General features: G+C 74.1%; 15 protein-coding genes. 3 read left to right on the forward strand and 12 right to left on the reverse strand.

Features of this window, described 5'->3' with window-relative positions; translation table 11 throughout:
* Positions 1-7 precede the first annotated feature (7 nt).
* The 9 genes from ACI799_RS19390 to ACI799_RS19430 all read right to left on the reverse strand — a co-directional run bounded on the left by ACI799_RS19390 (position 8) and on the right by ACI799_RS19430 (position 8917).
* Positions 8-850 carry a formate/nitrite transporter family protein gene (locus tag ACI799_RS19390; protein WP_456589756.1) on the reverse strand — a complete coding sequence of 281 codons (843 nt, stop codon included), beginning with the start codon at positions 848-850 and terminating at the stop codon, positions 8-10.
* Positions 851-966: 116 nt separating this feature from the next.
* Positions 967-2079, reverse strand: a complete 1113-nt coding sequence (locus ACI799_RS19395) for an L-dopachrome tautomerase-related protein (protein ID WP_456613725.1) — start codon at positions 2077-2079, stop codon at positions 967-969.
* The gene (locus tag ACI799_RS19400; RefSeq protein WP_456613726.1) at positions 2076-3671 is read right to left on the reverse strand and encodes an alpha/beta hydrolase fold domain-containing protein; all 1596 of its coding nucleotides are present in this window, start codon (positions 3669-3671) and stop codon (positions 2076-2078) included. Before ACI799_RS19400 ends, ACI799_RS19395 begins: the two co-directional genes overlap by 4 nt.
* Positions 3672-3719: 48 nt before the next feature.
* Positions 3720-4709, reverse strand: coding sequence for a ribonuclease Z (locus ACI799_RS19405; RefSeq protein ID WP_456589759.1), 990 nt, complete (start codon positions 4707-4709; stop codon positions 3720-3722).
* 9 nt (positions 4710-4718) lie between these two features.
* Entirely contained in the window at positions 4719-4874 is a 156-nt protein-coding gene (locus ACI799_RS19410; RefSeq protein ID WP_456589760.1) for a hypothetical protein, read from the reverse strand.
* Between the two features lie 86 nt (positions 4875-4960).
* The gene (locus ACI799_RS19415; RefSeq protein ID WP_456589761.1) at positions 4961-5824 is read right to left on the reverse strand and encodes a dioxygenase family protein; all 864 of its coding nucleotides are present in this window, start codon (positions 5822-5824) and stop codon (positions 4961-4963) included.
* A gap of 80 nt (positions 5825-5904) precedes the next feature.
* A complete protein-coding gene (locus tag ACI799_RS19420) occupies positions 5905-6876 on the reverse strand; it encodes a zinc-binding dehydrogenase (protein ID WP_456613727.1) in 972 nt (323 codons plus the stop codon).
* A gap of 11 nt (positions 6877-6887) precedes the next feature.
* Positions 6888-7724 carry a citryl-CoA lyase gene (locus tag ACI799_RS19425; protein WP_456613728.1) on the reverse strand — a complete coding sequence of 279 codons (837 nt, stop codon included), beginning with the start codon at positions 7722-7724 and terminating at the stop codon, positions 6888-6890.
* The gene (locus tag ACI799_RS19430) at positions 7721-8917 is read right to left on the reverse strand and encodes a CaiB/BaiF CoA transferase family protein (protein WP_456589764.1); all 1197 of its coding nucleotides are present in this window, start codon (positions 8915-8917) and stop codon (positions 7721-7723) included. The genes ACI799_RS19425 and ACI799_RS19430 overlap by 4 nt, the downstream gene beginning before the upstream one ends.
* A gap of 232 nt (positions 8918-9149) precedes the next feature.
* On the opposite strand from ACI799_RS19430, the gene ACI799_RS19435 reads away from it, so the two are divergent.
* From ACI799_RS19435 to pdxY, 3 genes are all read left to right on the forward strand, one after another.
* Positions 9150-10664: an amidohydrolase family protein gene (locus ACI799_RS19435; protein ID WP_456613729.1), complete on the forward strand. Its 1515-nt coding sequence runs from the start codon at positions 9150-9152 to the stop codon at positions 10662-10664.
* A gap of 119 nt (positions 10665-10783) precedes the next feature.
* Positions 10784-11608: an IclR family transcriptional regulator domain-containing protein gene (locus tag ACI799_RS19440; RefSeq protein WP_456589766.1), complete on the forward strand. Its 825-nt coding sequence runs from the start codon at positions 10784-10786 to the stop codon at positions 11606-11608.
* A 44-nt stretch (positions 11609-11652) separates the two neighbouring features.
* Positions 11653-12504, forward strand: coding sequence for a pyridoxal kinase PdxY (pdxY, locus tag ACI799_RS19445; protein ID WP_456589767.1), 852 nt, complete (start codon positions 11653-11655; stop codon positions 12502-12504).
* A 36-nt stretch (positions 12505-12540) separates the two neighbouring features.
* Here the strand turns inward: pdxY and ACI799_RS19450 are convergent, their stop codons facing one another.
* The 3 genes from ACI799_RS19450 to ACI799_RS19460 form a co-directional block, all read right to left on the reverse strand.
* On the reverse strand, positions 12541-12717 hold the full coding sequence (locus tag ACI799_RS19450; RefSeq protein ID WP_456589768.1) for a hypothetical protein: 177 nt from the start codon (positions 12715-12717) through the stop codon (positions 12541-12543).
* A gap of 47 nt (positions 12718-12764) precedes the next feature.
* Positions 12765-13586, reverse strand: a complete 822-nt coding sequence (locus tag ACI799_RS19455; RefSeq protein WP_456589769.1) for a hypothetical protein — start codon at positions 13584-13586, stop codon at positions 12765-12767.
* 92 nt (positions 13587-13678) lie between these two features.
* Complete coding sequence (locus ACI799_RS19460) at positions 13679-15103, reverse strand: NADP-dependent succinic semialdehyde dehydrogenase (RefSeq protein ID WP_456613730.1); 1425 nt, start codon at positions 15101-15103, stop codon at positions 13679-13681.
* Positions 15104-15276: the final 173 nt, after the last annotated feature.

Below are 15276 nucleotides of genomic sequence, written 5' to 3' on the forward strand. Positions count from 1 at the left end.
CGGCCGGTCAGCCGCGTTCGGCGGGCTCGCCCTCCGGCGCCGTCTCCGAGGTGTCGCGCAGGAAGAGGTACCAGTAGGACGTCGCCACGAAGATGACCGCACCGACCAGGTTGCCCGCCCCGGCCAGCAGCCAGTTCAGCGCCGTGTCGTCCCAGCCGACGTCGGGGACGCCGGCGAAGATCGCCGCGGGCAGGAAGAACATGTTCGCCACGACGTGGTCGAACCCCATCGCCACGAAGGCCATGATCGGGAAGAAGATCGCCAGGATCTTGCCCGACACCGACGTCGCCGCCAGCGACATCCACACCGCGAGGCAGACCAGCCAGTTGCAGCCCACCGCGCGCAGGAAGGTCTGCCACGGCGACTCCCCCAGCGCCTTCCCCTCGGCGATGGAGGCGAGGCGTTCGTAGGTCAGCCCGGCGGTCCCGACGGCGTCGGCGTCCCCGATCACGCCGGTCTCGACGGCGAGGAAGAAGGCGACGAACAACGCGCCCAGCAGGTTGCCGAACAGGACGAGCGTGAGGTTGCGGACCACGTCGGTCACGGCGAGCTTGCCGTGCATGGCGCCCATCGGCACCAGCAGCATGTTCCCGGTGGCCAGGTCGGAGCCGGCGATCAGCACCAGCACGAGGCCGAGGGTGAAGGTGGCGCCGGTGAACAGGGTCGGCAGCGTGCCCCACGTCTCCGGGTCCAGGCCCGCGGAGACGGTGATCGCCACCAGGCCGCCGAAGGCGATGTAGGCCCCGGCGAGGAAGGCGCTGACCAGCACCCGGTCCCAGGTGCGGCCCACCTTCTTGGCGCCCATCGCGGTGGCGACCTGGGCCATCTCCTTCGGTTCACGTGCCGCCATCGTCACCCTCCGGTCGGTGGTCGCCGCTGAGGGCAGCCTCCCGCCCGGCAGGAGCCGCGGCAACCCGGGTCGCCGGGCCGCGGCAGGTCGGAGCAGCCGCTGCCGACCCGGATCGTTCAGCGCAGCCGTACGGGCCCGGCGTCGATCGGGGTGCGGAACAGGACGTAGGGCCTGCGTCGCTGGTCCTCACCACCGCGGTACGTGGACTGCCGGTGGAGCTGGTTGGCCGTCACGTAGAGGTGGCCGTCGGCGGCCACGCTCAGGGTGTCGGGCCACAGCAGCCGCGGGTCGTGCACCACGGTCTCCCACGACCCGTCGGGCAGCCGGCGGTGGATCGCGTCGTGCTCCCCGTCGGTGACGTAGAGCCGCCCCGCGTCGTCGGTCTCCAGGCCGTCGCTCACGCAGCCCTTGTCCCCCTCGTCCCGCACCGTGGCGGCCACCGCGTCGTCGTCCCGGCCACGGTCGACGAGGGCGTCCACCGCGACGCTGTACCAGCTGCGGCCGGCGAGCGGGCAGTAGTACAGCCGGCTGCCATCGGCGGCGAGGGCGATGCCGTCGGCGCCCATCGTGACCGGTGAGACCTCGCCGTCGGGCGAGCGCTCGGCGAACTCGACGCCCTCGACCACCATCCGCAGCTGCGGCGGGGTGCCGGCCTTCGTCGTCGGGTGCTCGTGCAGCCGCCGCCAGCTCTCCCCGGACGCCAAGTCGACGACGACGAGGCCGTTCGGGCCCTGGTCCGAGGAGTCGGTGATGAACGCGTACCCCGCCTCGCCCCGGTGCAGGTCGAACCGCACGTCGTTGAGGTACGTCGTCGGCAGCGCCACGTCGGTCGGGAAGAGGATCACCCGCTCGACGGTGTCGCTGGTCAGGTCGACGCAGACCAGTTTCGGCCCCCCGTGCTCGGTGGGCCGGAACATCGGGCTGCCGGTGTCCAGGAGCCACAGCCGGTCGGCCGGGTCGACGACGACGCTCTGCACCGAGACCAGGCGCTCGGGGTCGGCGTCGGAGCGGTTGTCGTTGAGCTCCTGCGACGGGTAGGCGACCGCCTGCCCGTCCCGGAGCTCGCCCACGGTGAACCCGACGTCGTCACCCCACTTCGGGTAGCAGACGAAGATCCGCCCGCCGTGCGAGACGGTGACGCCGGTGGGCATGGCGTCGTGGAAGAGGTGCACGACCTCCAGCTCGCCGACCGGCTCGTCGACCGCCAGCCGCAGCGCCGCCGTCGTCACGCCGTCCCGCCGCTGGTGGGTACCGCCCCCACCGCCGGCCGGGCCGCCCCGAAGGCGCGGACGAAGTGCCGCGCGGCCTCCTGCTGGGCCTGCTCGGCCTTGTCCAGCACGGCGGCGGCGCCGAAGAACTCGTGCATGACGCCCTGGTAGTGGCGGTGCGTGGTCGGCACGCCGGCGGCCTCCAGGTTCTGCGCGAACTGCTGTCCCTGGCTGCGCAGCACGTCCCGCTCGGCCGTGATCACCAGCGTCGGCGGCATCAGCGCGAGCTCGTCGCGGCCCCACCCCAGCAGGTCGACCCGCGGGTCCTTCGCCCCGTCGGGCTTCCCCTCGAACGCGTGCATCGCCATCCAGGAGAGCAGCGGCCGGTCCAGCGGCCGCGCGTCGGCGGCGTCCGCCATCGACTCACCGACCTGCTCGCCGGTGGTCAGCGGGTAGACGCAGACCGCCGCCGTCGGCACCGGCTCGCCTGCCCGGGCGAGCTGGAGGACGGTGGCAGCGGCCATCGTGCCGCCGATCGACTCCCCGCCGATGCCGATCCGGGTCGCATCGCCGCCGAGTTCGGCGGCGTGCTGCACCACCCACCGGTAGGCAGCCAGGACGTCGTCGTGCGCCGCGGGGAAGACCGCCTCGGGCGCCCGCCGGTAGTCCGGGCTGACCACCATCGCGCGGGCCTTGTTGGCGAGACCTCGGCAGGAGGCGTCGTAGGTGTCGATGTCGAACAGCACCCAGCCGCCGCCGTGGATCCACATGATCACGGGCAGGGGCTCGCTGCCGGAGTCGACGGGCTTGTAGACCCGCATGCGCTGCTGCCCGCCGGCGGCGTCGGGGATCACGATGTCCTCCACCGACCCGACCGGCTCCGGGCCCTCGAGGCCGTTGTCGGCCATGACCTTCGCGACCGCGTCGTCGGGGCCGGGCTGGGAGCGGGCCTGGTCGGGCTCGAGGATCTCGAACGGCAGCGGGCCGAGGGAGGAGTGCGCGTCGACGATCGCCTGGGCCTGCGGGTCGAGCAGGCCGGAGGCGTCGGTGGCCATCTCCTTCTGCTTGCCCGAGAGCAGGTCCCGGACGTGGTCCAGCGGCTTGGCGAGCATGCCGGCGATGCGCTCGGCGATGCCCTCGTCGGGGGCGTGCGGATGCGGCCGGGTGGGCGCCATCCGCTTGGCGGCCAGGAACTCCTCGCCCAGCTGCGCCATGCGCTCCGGGCCGGCCTTGCGGCGGAACTCCGGCAGCTCCTCGTCCTCCTCGTCGTGCACGTGGTGGCGGACGACGCCCATCAGCTTCGCCAGCGCCTGCTCGAACTCGTCCTCGCCGGGCTCGGTGCGGCCGAGGACGACGAGCAGCTCCTTGATCTCCTGGTGCTCGTGCTCGGCGTCGTCGTGCTCGTCGGTCATGCCCAGCTCGGGCCAGATCGGGTAGAGCACGGTCTCCTCGGCGAAGGCGTGCAGCGCCAGCTCGAAGGAGATCTGGTCGACCAGCACCCGGCGGTTGCCGCGGCCGGCCTCCAGGTGCTGGAACTGCCGCTCGACCACCGCGTGGTCGTCGGCGATGAGGTGGTCGATGTCGCCGGGCAGGGTCGGGTAGTCCAGGGCCACGGGGGCCTCCCACGTCTCTCCGTCATGTGCAACCGGTCGTACCGGCTCCTACCCGTGGCCGGTTGCGGGCACGCGTGCCGACGGGTCTTCCTGACCGCCGGCGCCGGGCCCGCCCGTGGCGGTCCCGGCCCGGGGCGGCACCGGCACGGTCTGCAGATCGGCCGCGACGACGACGTCCCCGCCGAACACCGCCCCGGCCTCGTCGGCGAAGCGGCGCGGGTCGTCGTACCGCTGGGAGAAGTGGGTCAGCACGAGCGTCCGCACCCCGCAGTCGGCGGCCACGGTGGCGGCCTGGCGGGCGGTGAGGTGGCCGTACTCGCGGGCCAGCCGCGCGTCGGCGTCGAGGAAGGTGGACTCGATGACCAGGAGGTCGGCGCCCTCGGCCAGCCCCCATACGGCGTCGCACAGCCGGGTGTCCATCACGAACGCGAACCGCTGCCCCGGCCGCGGCGCGCTGACCTCCTCGAGGTGCACCACCCGGCCGTTCCGCGCCAGCGAGCCGAGCCGCTGCAGCCGGCCCACGTCGGGGCCGGCGATGCCGTGCCGGGCGAGCCGGTCGGGCAGCATCCGGCGCCCGTCGGGCTCCACCAGGCGGTAGCCGTAGGTCTCGACCGGGTGGTCCAGCCGCCGGGCGACGAGCGTCCCGAAGCCGCCGGCCGCGACCGTCCCGTCGCCGGCCACGGGCAGCTCGGGGACATCGAGCACGTCGTGGAACACCGAGGCACGGCGCAGCCGGTCGAACCACGGCCGGCCGCCGGCCGGGAAGTGCACCGGGACCGGGTGCGCCACCCGGTCCAGGTTCATGCGCTGCAGCACGCCGGGGAGACCCAGGCAGTGGTCACCGTGGAAGTGCGAGACGCAGATGCGGGTGATCGCGCTGCTGGGCACCCCGGCGAGGAGCAGTTGCCGCTGCGTGCCCTCGCCGGGGTCGAACAGGAGACCCTCGCCGTCCCAGCGCAGCAGGTAGCCGTTGTGGTTGCGGTCGCGGGTCGGCGCCTGGCTCGAGGTGCCGAGGACGACGAGTTCACGCGCCGACACCGCGACTCCTCAGGACGGGTCGGCCGGCTCCTGGCCCATCGCCTCGTCGACGGAGGTCTCCCCGCCGGTGCGGCCGCCGCCGGGGCGGGCCGGGTCGTCACCCACGCTGGCGTGCGAACCCTCGTCGGTCGGCTCGGCCTGTCCCTGGGTCTTCGGGTCGGTCATCCCACGCTCCTTCCGTCGGTCCGGCGTCCGTGCTCCCATCGTGGCGGCGAACCGGCCCCGCCGCGATCCGGGACCGGCGGCGGCCCTCAGGACTGCCGCTGCAGCACGAAGTCGTAGCGCGACTCCAGCCACGGCACGTCGATCGAGCCGCCGTCGGGGGTGGCGCCCGGTTCCCGCTCCTCGAACGCCGTCACCAGCTCCTGCTTGGTCCCGAAGACGACGTCGCTGTCCAGGTACGGCGCACCCTCCTGGAACAGGTGGGTGATCAGCGGCTCGAAGCCCGGCACGTTGATCAGGAAGTGGATGTGCGCCGGCCGGAAGTGGCTGATGTCGGTCCGGGCGACCAGGTCGCCGACCGGGCCGTCCATCGGGATCGTGTAGCCCAGCGGCGCGATGGTGCGCACGCAGTACTCGCCGTTCTCCCCGGTCGTGTACTTCGCGCGCAGCCGGGCCTCGTCGACGTCGGGGAGCTGCGACTCGTAGGCGCCCTCGGTGTCGGCCTGCCACACGTCCAGGACCGCGCCGGCCACCGGCGCGCCGTCGAGGTCGGTCACCCGGCCGTGCAGGAACAGCGGCGTCCCGGGCAGGCCCTCGGACATGTCCTCGGCGTACCCGAGCTCGGGCGAGCCCTCGATGTGGAAGGGCCCCAGGACGGTGGCCGGGGTCGCGCGCGGGTCGAGGCGGTGGTTCATCTGGACGACCAGCATCGACAGCCCCACGACGTCGGAGGCGAGGATGAACTCCTCGCGCTTCTCGGTGCTGATCTTGCCGGTGGCGGTCAGCCACTGCACGGCGGCCATCCACTCGTCCTCGGTGAGCCGCACCTCGCGGGCGAAGTCGTGCAGGTGGCGCACGAGCGCCGTCATGACCTCGGCCAGCCGCGGGTCGCGGGCGGTGGCCCAGCGCTCGACGGCGAGGTCGGTGATGTTCTCCTCGGTGACCAGCTGCACGGTGTCCTCCTGCCGTCCGCGCGGCCGGGGCACCGGCCGCGCAACCTCGACCCCCGCGGCTCCCGCGGGGGCATGCTCGTTCAGGGCGTCAGCACCAACCGGACGCCGGGGTCGCCGGTCGCCTGCCGCTGCCACGCGGCGGCGACGTCCGCGAGCGGCACCTGCTCGTGGGCGACGGACAGCCGGCCCGCCGCCGCCTCCCGGGCGATGGCGGTGACCGCCTCCGCACGCTCGGCCGGGGTCAGCGCGTTGTTCGTGTAGCCGAGCACGGACGCCGACTTCCCCCGCAGCACCGCCGAGGAGAACTCCGCGGTGTCCCCGGAGGCGCCACCCAGGTTCACCAGCCGCCCGCCGGCGGAGAGCGCCCGGGAGGCCGCGGTGGCCGCCGGACCGAAGACGGGGTCGACGACGAGGTCCAGCCGCCCACCGGCCGCGTCGGCGAACCGGGCGGCGAGCGTGTCGACGTCGGCATCGAGGGCCACCACCGCGTCGGCGCCGGCGGCGAGCGCCCGCTCGCGGGCCGCCGCGGACCGGGCCGCCGCCACCACCCGCCCGGCACCGAGCAGCCGGGCCGCGCCGACCGCCGCCTGCCCGACGGCCCCGCCGGCGCCGAGCACGAGCACGTGCTCGCCCGGGCGCAGGCCCCCGCGCCAGGTCAGCGACATCCAGGCGGCCACGGCGGAGAGCCCCAGCGCGGCCAGCGCGGCGTCCGGGACGTCGGCGTCCACCGGAACCAGGTCGCCGGCCGCCACGGCGCAGCGCTCCGCGAGGCTGCCGTCGCCGGGCGCCATGCCCGCGGCGGTGCTGAACCAGACCCGGCTGCCGGGGACGGCGCCGGGCCCGTCCTCGACCACGCCCATGCCCTGCACCCCGGGCACGTAGGGCACCGCGGGCCGCCCGAAGTAGGAGGTGCCCGACGCGCAGAGCAGGTCGAGCGGGACCAGGGGCGCCGCGGTCACGCGGACCACGGTGCTGTCGGCCCCGGGCACCGGATCGGGGTGCTCGCGCAGCTGCGGGGCCTCCCCCGGGGCGTGCAGGACGGCGGCGCGCACGGCCGGTCCCCTCAGGCCCGCGGCCCGGCGCCGGGCAGCGGCGCGGGGACGAACGGGTCGGGGTCGACCGGCCGGTTGTTGAGGTCGACCGAGAGGAAGACGTCGTTGGCCACCGGGTGCCGGAGCTCCTCGGCGAGCTGCCCGATCAGCCCGGCGGTGCGGGCCAGGAGCGCGAACCCGCGCAGCAGCTCCATCGGCAGCCCCAGGTCGGCCAGGGCCGCGCCGCAGACGCCGGCGCCGTTGAGCGGGAGCCGCTTGCCGAGCACCTGCTCGTGGGTGCGGCCGATGGCGGCGAACAGGGAGAGGTGCGGGCCGACGAGACCTTCCTCGGCCGCGATCTCGAACAGCCGCGGGGTGCGCGGATCGCCCTGCTTGTGCACGTGGTGCCCCAGCCCGGGGACGAACCGGCCGGCCGCGCGCTGCGCGGTCACGGTCTCCAGGGCGAGCGCGTCCCAGCCGGCGTCGTCGGTGGGCAGGTCGCCGTCCACGGCGGTGAGGACGCCGTGCAGGAAGCGTCCGCAGTCCTCGGTGACGCCGAGGAACCGGGACCCGCCGCCGAGCAGCCCGGCGGCCAGGGCGCCCTGGATCGAGTCCGGTGCCGAGAGGTAGGTGAGCCGGGTGACGATCGCGGTGGGCGTGAACCCGTGATCGGCCAGCGCGGCGAGCACGGACTCGAACACGCGGGTCTCCCCCGGTGTGGGACGCCGCTGGGTGGCCAGCCAGAAGGCCAGCTCCCCGAAGCCCACGGTGCCCATGACGTCACGGGCCAGGTCGGTGCCCAGGAGGGTGATCGACTCGAGGCTGGAGGCGCCCAGCGCGGTCGGGTACGTGGGGCGCTTGTCGGTCACCGGGACTCCTCGGGCGCGGCCAGCCAGCGCCGGATCTCCGTGCCGTGCTCGTCCAGGCCCGGCGGGGGCAGCCGGTAGGCCGGCGGCGTCGCGGAGAAGGTGATCGGGTTGCGCACCGAGGGCACGGCGGCCGCGCCCTCGCCCACCCGGACGACCGGGTCGAGGCCGACCTCCTGGGCGAACGCCACCCCCTGGTCGATCGTGTTGATGGGTCCGCAGGGCACGCCCGCGCCGATGATGTCGCGGAACCACTCCTGCTTGCTCCGGGTGCGCAGCCGCTCGACCAGCAGCGGGCGCAGCTCGTCGCGGTTGGCGGTGCGGTCCTCGTTGCGGCTGAACCGGGGGTCGTCGGCGAGCTCCGGCACGCCGAGGACCTCCACCAGCCGGCGGAACTGGCCGTTGTTGCCGGCCGTGATGATCAGGTCGCCGTCGGCGCACGGCAGGGGCTCGTACGGGAACAGGCTCGGGTGGCTGTTGCCCATCCGGAAGGGCACCACGTTCCCGGCCACGTAGGCGCTCGTCTGGTTGACCAGGCCCGACAGCGCCGAGGAGAGCAGGTTGACCTCGATGTGCTGTCCCTCGCCGGTGGCGTGCCGGTGGTTGAGCGCCGACAGGACGCCGATCGTGGCGTGCAGGCCGGCCATGACGTCGAAGAGCGCGACCCCGGCCCGGTACGGCGAGCCGTCCGGGTCGCCGGTGAGGCTCATGAAGCCCGAGATCGCCTGGACGATGAGGTCGTAGCCCGGCAGCGACGCTCCCTCCGGGGCGCTGCCGAAGCCGCTGATCGAGGCGTAGAGCACGCCCGGGTTGGTCGCGGAGACCGTGTCGTAGTCCAGTCCGAAGCGCGCCAGGCCACCGGGCTTGAAGTTCTCCACCAGCACGTCGGCCCGGCGCGCGAGCTCCCGCGCGGCCTCGGCGTCCGCGGGGTCCTTGAGGTCGAGGGCGACCGAGCGCTTGTTGCGGTTCGCGCCCATGTAGTACGTCGACACGCCGTCCCGGACCGGCGGCTGCCAGGTGCGGGTGTCGTCGCCGTGCGGGCCCTCCACCTTGACCACCTCCGCGCCCAGGTCGGCCAGCAGCATGGTGGAGTACGGGCCGGCCAGGATGCGGGAGAAGTCCGCCACCAGCAGCCCGGCCAGGGGCCCCGCAGCCGGCGCCCCGGGGACCTCCGCGGCCGCAGTGTCAGCGCTCATCCGGGATGCACTCTCCTCGTCGCAGGCCTTGCCGGACACTCGTCCGCGTTCGACGCTCGCAGTCTCCGACGGCTCGCTGCGGGCTGTCAACCGGGGTCCAGCCGCTGCACGCCGAACTGCGCAGCCCGGTTGACAGCATCCGACGAGCGGGAGATGGTGACCCACGTCGCACAGGCCGTCCGTCTAGCGGACGCCGGTCCGGCGACGCGACGACGACGTCCAGGAGGAGACGATGACCCACTCCGAGCCCGCTCCGGCGGCCGGCCTGCCGGTGGTCCTGCGCGGCGGGACCGTCCTGACGATGGACGAGACCTGCACCGTCCTGCCCGAGGCGGACGTGCTGGTCGTGGACGACCGCATCGCCGCGGTCGGGCCGGCGCTCGAGGTACCCGAGGGGACGCAGGAGATCGATGCCCGGGGCGGCATCGTGATGCCGGGCATGATCGACACCCACCGGCACATGTGGCAGACCGCGATGCGCGGCTACGGCGCCGACTGGACGCTGACCCAGTACTTCGTCTGGTACTACCTCGAGCACGGGAAGAAGTTCCGCCCCCAGGACGTCGCGGCGGGCAACCGGCTCTCGGCGCTGGAGGCGCTCGAGGCCGGCGTCACCACGACCGTGGACTGGTCGCACGGCCTGCAGTCGGTCGACCACGCCGAGGCCGCCGTCGACGCGCTGCGCTCGGTGCCGGGCCGGTTCGTCCTGGCCTACGGCAACATCCAGGCCGCGCCGTGGGAGTGGACCGCCGACCCCGCCGTCCGGTCGTTCCTCACCCGGCAGCGCGACGCCGCCGACGACATGCTCGGCCTGCAGCTGGCCTTCGACGTGACCGGCGACCCCGCCTTCCCGGAGAAGGCCGCGTTCGAGGTGGCCCGGGAGCTCGGCCTCCCGGTGACGACGCACGCCGGCGTCTGGGGCGCCACCAACGACGACGGCATCCGGCTGATGCACGAGCACGGCTTCATGACGCCGGAGACGGTGTACGTGCACGCAGCCACCCTGACGCCGGACTCCTACCACCGCATCGCGGCCACCGGCGGTTCCATCTCGGTGTCCACGGAGTCGGAGCAGAGCGCCGGACAGGGCTACCCGCCCACCTGGCAGGTGCGCTCGCACGGCATCCCGGTGTCGCTGTCGATGGACACCAGCGTCTGGTGGAGCGGTGACCTGTTCTCGGCCATGCGCACCACGCTCGGCGCCGACCGCTCCCGCGAGCACTTCGAGGCCCACCTGAAGGGCGACACCGTCACCCACCTCCAGCTGCGCGCCCAGGACGTCGTCCAGTGGGCCACCCGGGGCGGCGCGCTGGCGCTGGGCCGCGACGACCTGGGCACCCTGGCGCCCGGGAAGAAGGCCGACGTCGTCCTGATCAAGAACGACGACTCCCCGGTCTCCTTCCCCCTGCTCAACCCGTTCGGCCACGTCGCCTTCCAGGCCCAGCGCGGTGACGTGCACACCGTGCTGGTCGACGGCCGGGTCGTGAAGCACGCCCACCGGCTGGTCGACGTCGACCTGGCCGCGGCACGCCGGGAGATCGACGCGACCGTGGAGCACCTGCGCGGCGCCATGGGCGAGGAGGCGTGGGCCGGCGGCATGTACCCCGACCTGCCCGACACGCAGATGCTGGACAACCCGTACCAGTACACCGAGTACAAGTCGCACGGAACGCACGCCGCCCGGGAGCAGGCCTTCGAGGAGCACCTGGCCACCGAGCGTCCGGCCGGGGCGGTCACCGAGCACTGAGGAAGCGTGCCCGCGGGCACACCATCGCGCGCCGAGGTCGCGCGATCTCGCACACTGCTCCCATCCGGGAGCGAGGGGATCGCGCGATCTCGGCACGGCGGACGACGGAGGGAACCGGGATGGCAGGGCGAGGCAGCGGGCCCGACTTCGTCGAGGCGCTCGCACGGGGTCTGGACGTGCTCGCCTGCTTCGACCGCGAGCACCCGACGATGACGCTGTCGGAGGTGGCCGCCGCCGCCGGGCTGGCCCGCCCCACCGCCCGGCGGCTGCTGCTGACGCTCGAGGAGCTGGGCTTCGTCCGGTCGTCGGCCGGCGGGTTCGCCCTCACCCCCAAGGTGCTGACCCTGGGGATGGCCTACGTCGGCGCCCTCGGCCTGTGGGACATCGCCCGCCCGCACCTGGAGGCGCTGGTCGCCCGCACCGGGGAGTCCTCGTCGATGGCCCAGCTCGACGGCTCCGACATCGTCTACGTCGCGCGGGTCGCGGTGCCCAAGCTGATCGCGCTGCGGGTCGACATCGGCACGCGCTTCCCGGCCACCCAGACGTCGCAGGGCAAGGTGCTGCTCGCCGCCCTGCCGCCCGACCAGCTGGTCGACACCCTCGCCCAGCCCAGCCGGGCCGGGCTGCCGCCGATGATCGGCCGCTCGCCCGAGCAGCTGCGGGCGGAGCTCACCGAGGTGCGCGCCCGCGGCTGGGCGCTCGCCGACGAGGAGCTCGCCCCGGGGGTCCGCTCGGTGGCCGTGCCCGTCCGCGACGGCGACGGCGTCGTCCGTGCGGCCATGAACGTGACCGTGCACGCCGCCGAGACCTCCACCGAGCGGCTGGTCGGCGAGCACCTGCCGCAGTTGCTCCGCACCGCCGGGGACATCAGCGCCGAGTGGGCGCTGTGGCAGTCCCGCCCGCACGTGCAGCTGCCCCCGGGTCGGGCGGCCGGCGCCGGCTGAACGCCCGTGAAGATCAGCGGGTCCGATGTGCCAGGGTCTGACCCGTGACCGCCGTCCTCTCCATCCAGTCGCACGTCACCTACGGCCACGTCGGGAACAGCTCCGCGGTCTTCCCGCTGCAGCGCCTGGGCATCGAGGTCTGGCCGGTGCACACCGTCCAGTTCTCCAACCACACCGGCTACGGCCAGTGGACGGGCCGGGTCTACGACGGCCAGTCGATCGAGGAGCTGGTGCAGGGGGTCGCCGACCGCGGCGTGCTCGGCAGCTGCGACGCGGTGTTGTCGGGCTACCTCGGCTCCGCGGACATCGGGCACGCCGTCGTCGGCACGGTGGCGCGGGTGCGCGCGGCCAACCCGGCCGCCGTGTACTGCTGCGATCCGGTGATCGGTGACGTCGGTCGCGGTGTTTTCGTGCGCCCGGGCATCGAGGAGTTCATGCGCGAGGTCGCCGTCCCGGCCGCGGACCTGGTGACGCCGAACCACTACGAGCTGGACCTGCTCTCCGGCACCCCGACCCGCTCGCTGACCTCGGTCAAGGACGCGGTCGCGGCGGTGCACGCGCTCGGGCCGCGGGTCGTGCTCACCACGTCGCTCGTCGCCGAGGACACCCCCGAGGACGCCGTCGACCTGCTCGCCTCCGAGGGCGGCCGGCACTTCCGCGTGCGCACCCCGCGGCTGGGGGTGTCGGTGAACGGCGCCGGCGACGCGATCGCCGCCCTCTTCCTGGCCCACTGGCTCGACACCCGCTCGGCGGGTGAGGCGCTGGGGCGGGCGGCGGCGTCGGTGTTCGGTCTGCTCCAGCGCACCGAGGACGCCGGTTCACGGGAGATCCTGCTGGTCGCCGCGCAGGACGAGTTCGTGACGCCGTCGCGCAGCTTCGCCGTCGAAGAGGTCTGACCGGCGCCCCCCGGACGAACCCGGGGGCGCCGCGGGTCAGGTCTTGCTCTTCCCCTGGGCGCTGGAGTGCTCGTGCCGGTCGTCCTTGTGGGTGTGGTGCTCGATCTGCTTGCTGGCCCCGGTGGTGACACCGGCCGCGCTGGGCGCCACACCCTGCTTCTTGGCCTCGCGGACGGCGGCGCGCTGGGCGTCCTGGTCGTTGTTCTTAGCCATGGATCGATGGCTACCCCGGCAGCGATCCCGGACACATGGAGCAGGGATCAGTGGCCGGCGAGCGTGGCCGCGATCCGGGTGATCGTGCCCTCCTCCACGGGCAGGTGCACCAGCACCGACGGCACCTCCCCGGCCTCCAGCCCGGTGTCGCCGAGCGCGGCCAGCAGGAGGTCGGCCTCCTCCGGCGGTACGGGCACCGTGCAGCCGGAAGCCTCGAGCGCCGCCCGGGCGAGGAACAGCGCACCGGCCAGGCTCTCGTCGGGTACCGGCACGGGCTCGGGGACGGCGGCCGACCGGGTGGCGGCCTCGGCCGCGCGGACCAGCGACAGCGGCAACCCCTCGGCCTCGACCTCGATCAGCGGGACGTCACGGAGCGCGGCGAGCACCAGGTGCTCGGCGTCGATGCGCAGCGGCGCGTCCCAGCCACCGGCCCGCACCACGTCGGCGACGTCGGCCGGGTCCTCCCCCAGGTCCTCGGCGAGCTCCGCCCACTCGGCCTGGCGGGTGGCGCGGGCCCGCTCCCCCGCCACCCGGCAGGTCTCCGCCACGAAGGGCAGCAGCACCTCGTCGTCGAACCGCTCGGCCACCAGCCGCCCGTCGGCGCCGATCATGTTGAGCGCGTCCTGGAAGCTGCCCGGCGCGGCGTCACCGAGGTCGACCCGGCCGTCCTCGTCATCCCCCAGCGGCTGCCCGGTGGCGGCCCGCTCGCCCACCGTCAGGCCGCTCGGGGCGACGCGGCCCGCGCGCCGCCGGTAGTGCGGGCGGTCGGAGAGGCCGACGGCCCAGGCGCAGGTCTCGGCGATGAGCGCGGCGCCGCGCTCGCGCAGCACCTCCCGGGTCAGCAGACCCATCCAGTCGACGTCGAACACGCCTCCACTGTGCCCCGGCACCTCCGTCGTCCGCCGTAGGACGAGGATCACCCGGTCGGTGGGGTCGCCGGCCGCGACGCCCACCGCGGGGCTCACTCGGCGGCGGCCCCGGCGGTGCTGCCCTTCGCCTGCTCGCTGCTCGGGCCACCGATCCACACCGTCTTGGCGTTCATGAACTCGTACATGCCCAGCTCGGTCAGCTCCCGGCCGTAGCCGCTCTGCTTGATCCCGCCGAAGGGCAGGTCGGGGTAGCTGGCGGTCATCCCGTTGATGAACGCCATGCCGGCGGCGATGTCGCGCACGAAGCGCGCCCGCTCGCCCTCGTCCTCGCTCCACAGGTTGGACCCGAGGCCGTAGACGTGGTCGTTGGCCAGCTCGATGGCCTCCTCCAGCGAGTCGACGGTGTACAGCGCGGCGACCGGCCCGAAGACCTCCTCGCTGTGCACCTTCATCTCGGGGGTGACGCCGGTGAGCAGCGTCGGCTCGTAGAACCACCCGGGGCGGTCCACCCGCTTGCCACCGACCACGACGGTGGCGCCCTTGCTGCGGGCGTCCTCGACGTACTCCTCGACGTCCTGCAGACCCGACTCGGTGGCCAGCGGGCCGATCTGGGTGTCGGCGTCCATCGGGTCCCCGACGGTGAGGGCGCCGATCTTTTCGGCGAACAGGCGGTTGAACTCCTCGGCGACGTCGCGGTGCACGAAGAACCGCTTCGCGGCAATGCAGCTCTGCCCGTTGTTCTGGTTGCGCGCGGTGGTGGCCACCTCGGCCGCGGTGTCCAGGTGGGCCGAGGGCATGACGATGAACGGGTCGGAACCGCCGAGCTCCAGCACCGTCTTCTTCAGGGCGTCGCCGGCGACGGCGGCGACGGACTGCCCGGCCGGTCCACTGCCGGTCAGCGTCGCGGCCAAGACGCGGTCGTCGCGCAGCACGCGCTCGACCGACCCCGAGCCGATGAGCAGGGTCTGGAAGACGTCGTCGGGGAAGCCCGCCTTGCGGAACAGCTCCTCCATGTACAGGGCGGTCTGCGGCACGTTGCTGGCGTGCTTGAGCAGTCCGACGTTGCCGGCCATGAGCGCGGGGGCGGCGAACCGCATCGCCTGCCACAACGGGAAGTTCCAGGGCATGACCGCCAGCACCACGCCCAGCGGCTGGTGGACCACGTACGCCTGCTGCGCCCCCACGGCGCCGGCGTCCTTTGGTTCGGGCTCGAGCAGCGCGGGGCCCCGCTCGGCGTACCAGCGCAGCGCCGACGCGCACTTGGCGACCTCGGCCTTCGCCGACGCCAGCGTCTTGCCCATCTCGGTGGTCATGAGCTCCGCGACGCCGTCGGCATCGGCGTCCAGCACGTCGGCGGCGGCCGACAACCAGCCGGCCCGTTCCTGCGGCGTGGTCAGCCGGTAGCGCGCGAAGGCCCGAGCCGCCCGGTCGATGGCGCCCTCGAGCGCCTCGTCCGACAACGCCTCGAACGTCTTCAGTGTCTCGCCGGTGGCCGGGTTGATCGTGGCGATGGCCATGGTGTTCTCCCTCCGGGGTGCGCCCGTCACCTGCCCGGGCGCACACGGACGAAACGGACCCCGGGTGATCCGGCGCCGGGGGGGGGGGGGGGGGGGGGGGGGGGGGGGGGGGGGGGGGGGGGGGGGGGGGGGGGGGGGGGGGGGGGGGGGGGGGGGGGGGGGGGGGGGGGGGG

Source organism: Blastococcus sp. SYSU DS0753 (assembly GCF_054051175.1).

Coding starts and splice junctions, on each gene's coding strand:
- ACI799_RS19440 (WP_456589766.1), top strand. CDS start 10,784: ATGGCAGGGCGAGGCAGCGGGCCCGACTTCGTCGAGGCGCTCGCACGG.
- ACI799_RS19390 (WP_456589756.1), bottom strand. CDS start 850: ATGGCGGCACGTGAACCGAAGGAGATGGCCCAGGTCGCCACCGCGATG.
- ACI799_RS19435 (WP_456613729.1), top strand. CDS start 9,150: ATGACCCACTCCGAGCCCGCTCCGGCGGCCGGCCTGCCGGTGGTCCTG.
- ACI799_RS19450 (WP_456589768.1), bottom strand. CDS start 12,717: ATGGCTAAGAACAACGACCAGGACGCCCAGCGCGCCGCCGTCCGCGAG.
- ACI799_RS19460 (WP_456613730.1), bottom strand. CDS start 15,103: ATGGCCATCGCCACGATCAACCCGGCCACCGGCGAGACACTGAAGACG.
- ACI799_RS19410 (WP_456589760.1), bottom strand. CDS start 4,874: ATGACCGACCCGAAGACCCAGGGACAGGCCGAGCCGACCGACGAGGGT.
- ACI799_RS19430 (WP_456589764.1), bottom strand. CDS start 8,917: ATGAGCGCTGACACTGCGGCCGCGGAGGTCCCCGGGGCGCCGGCTGCG.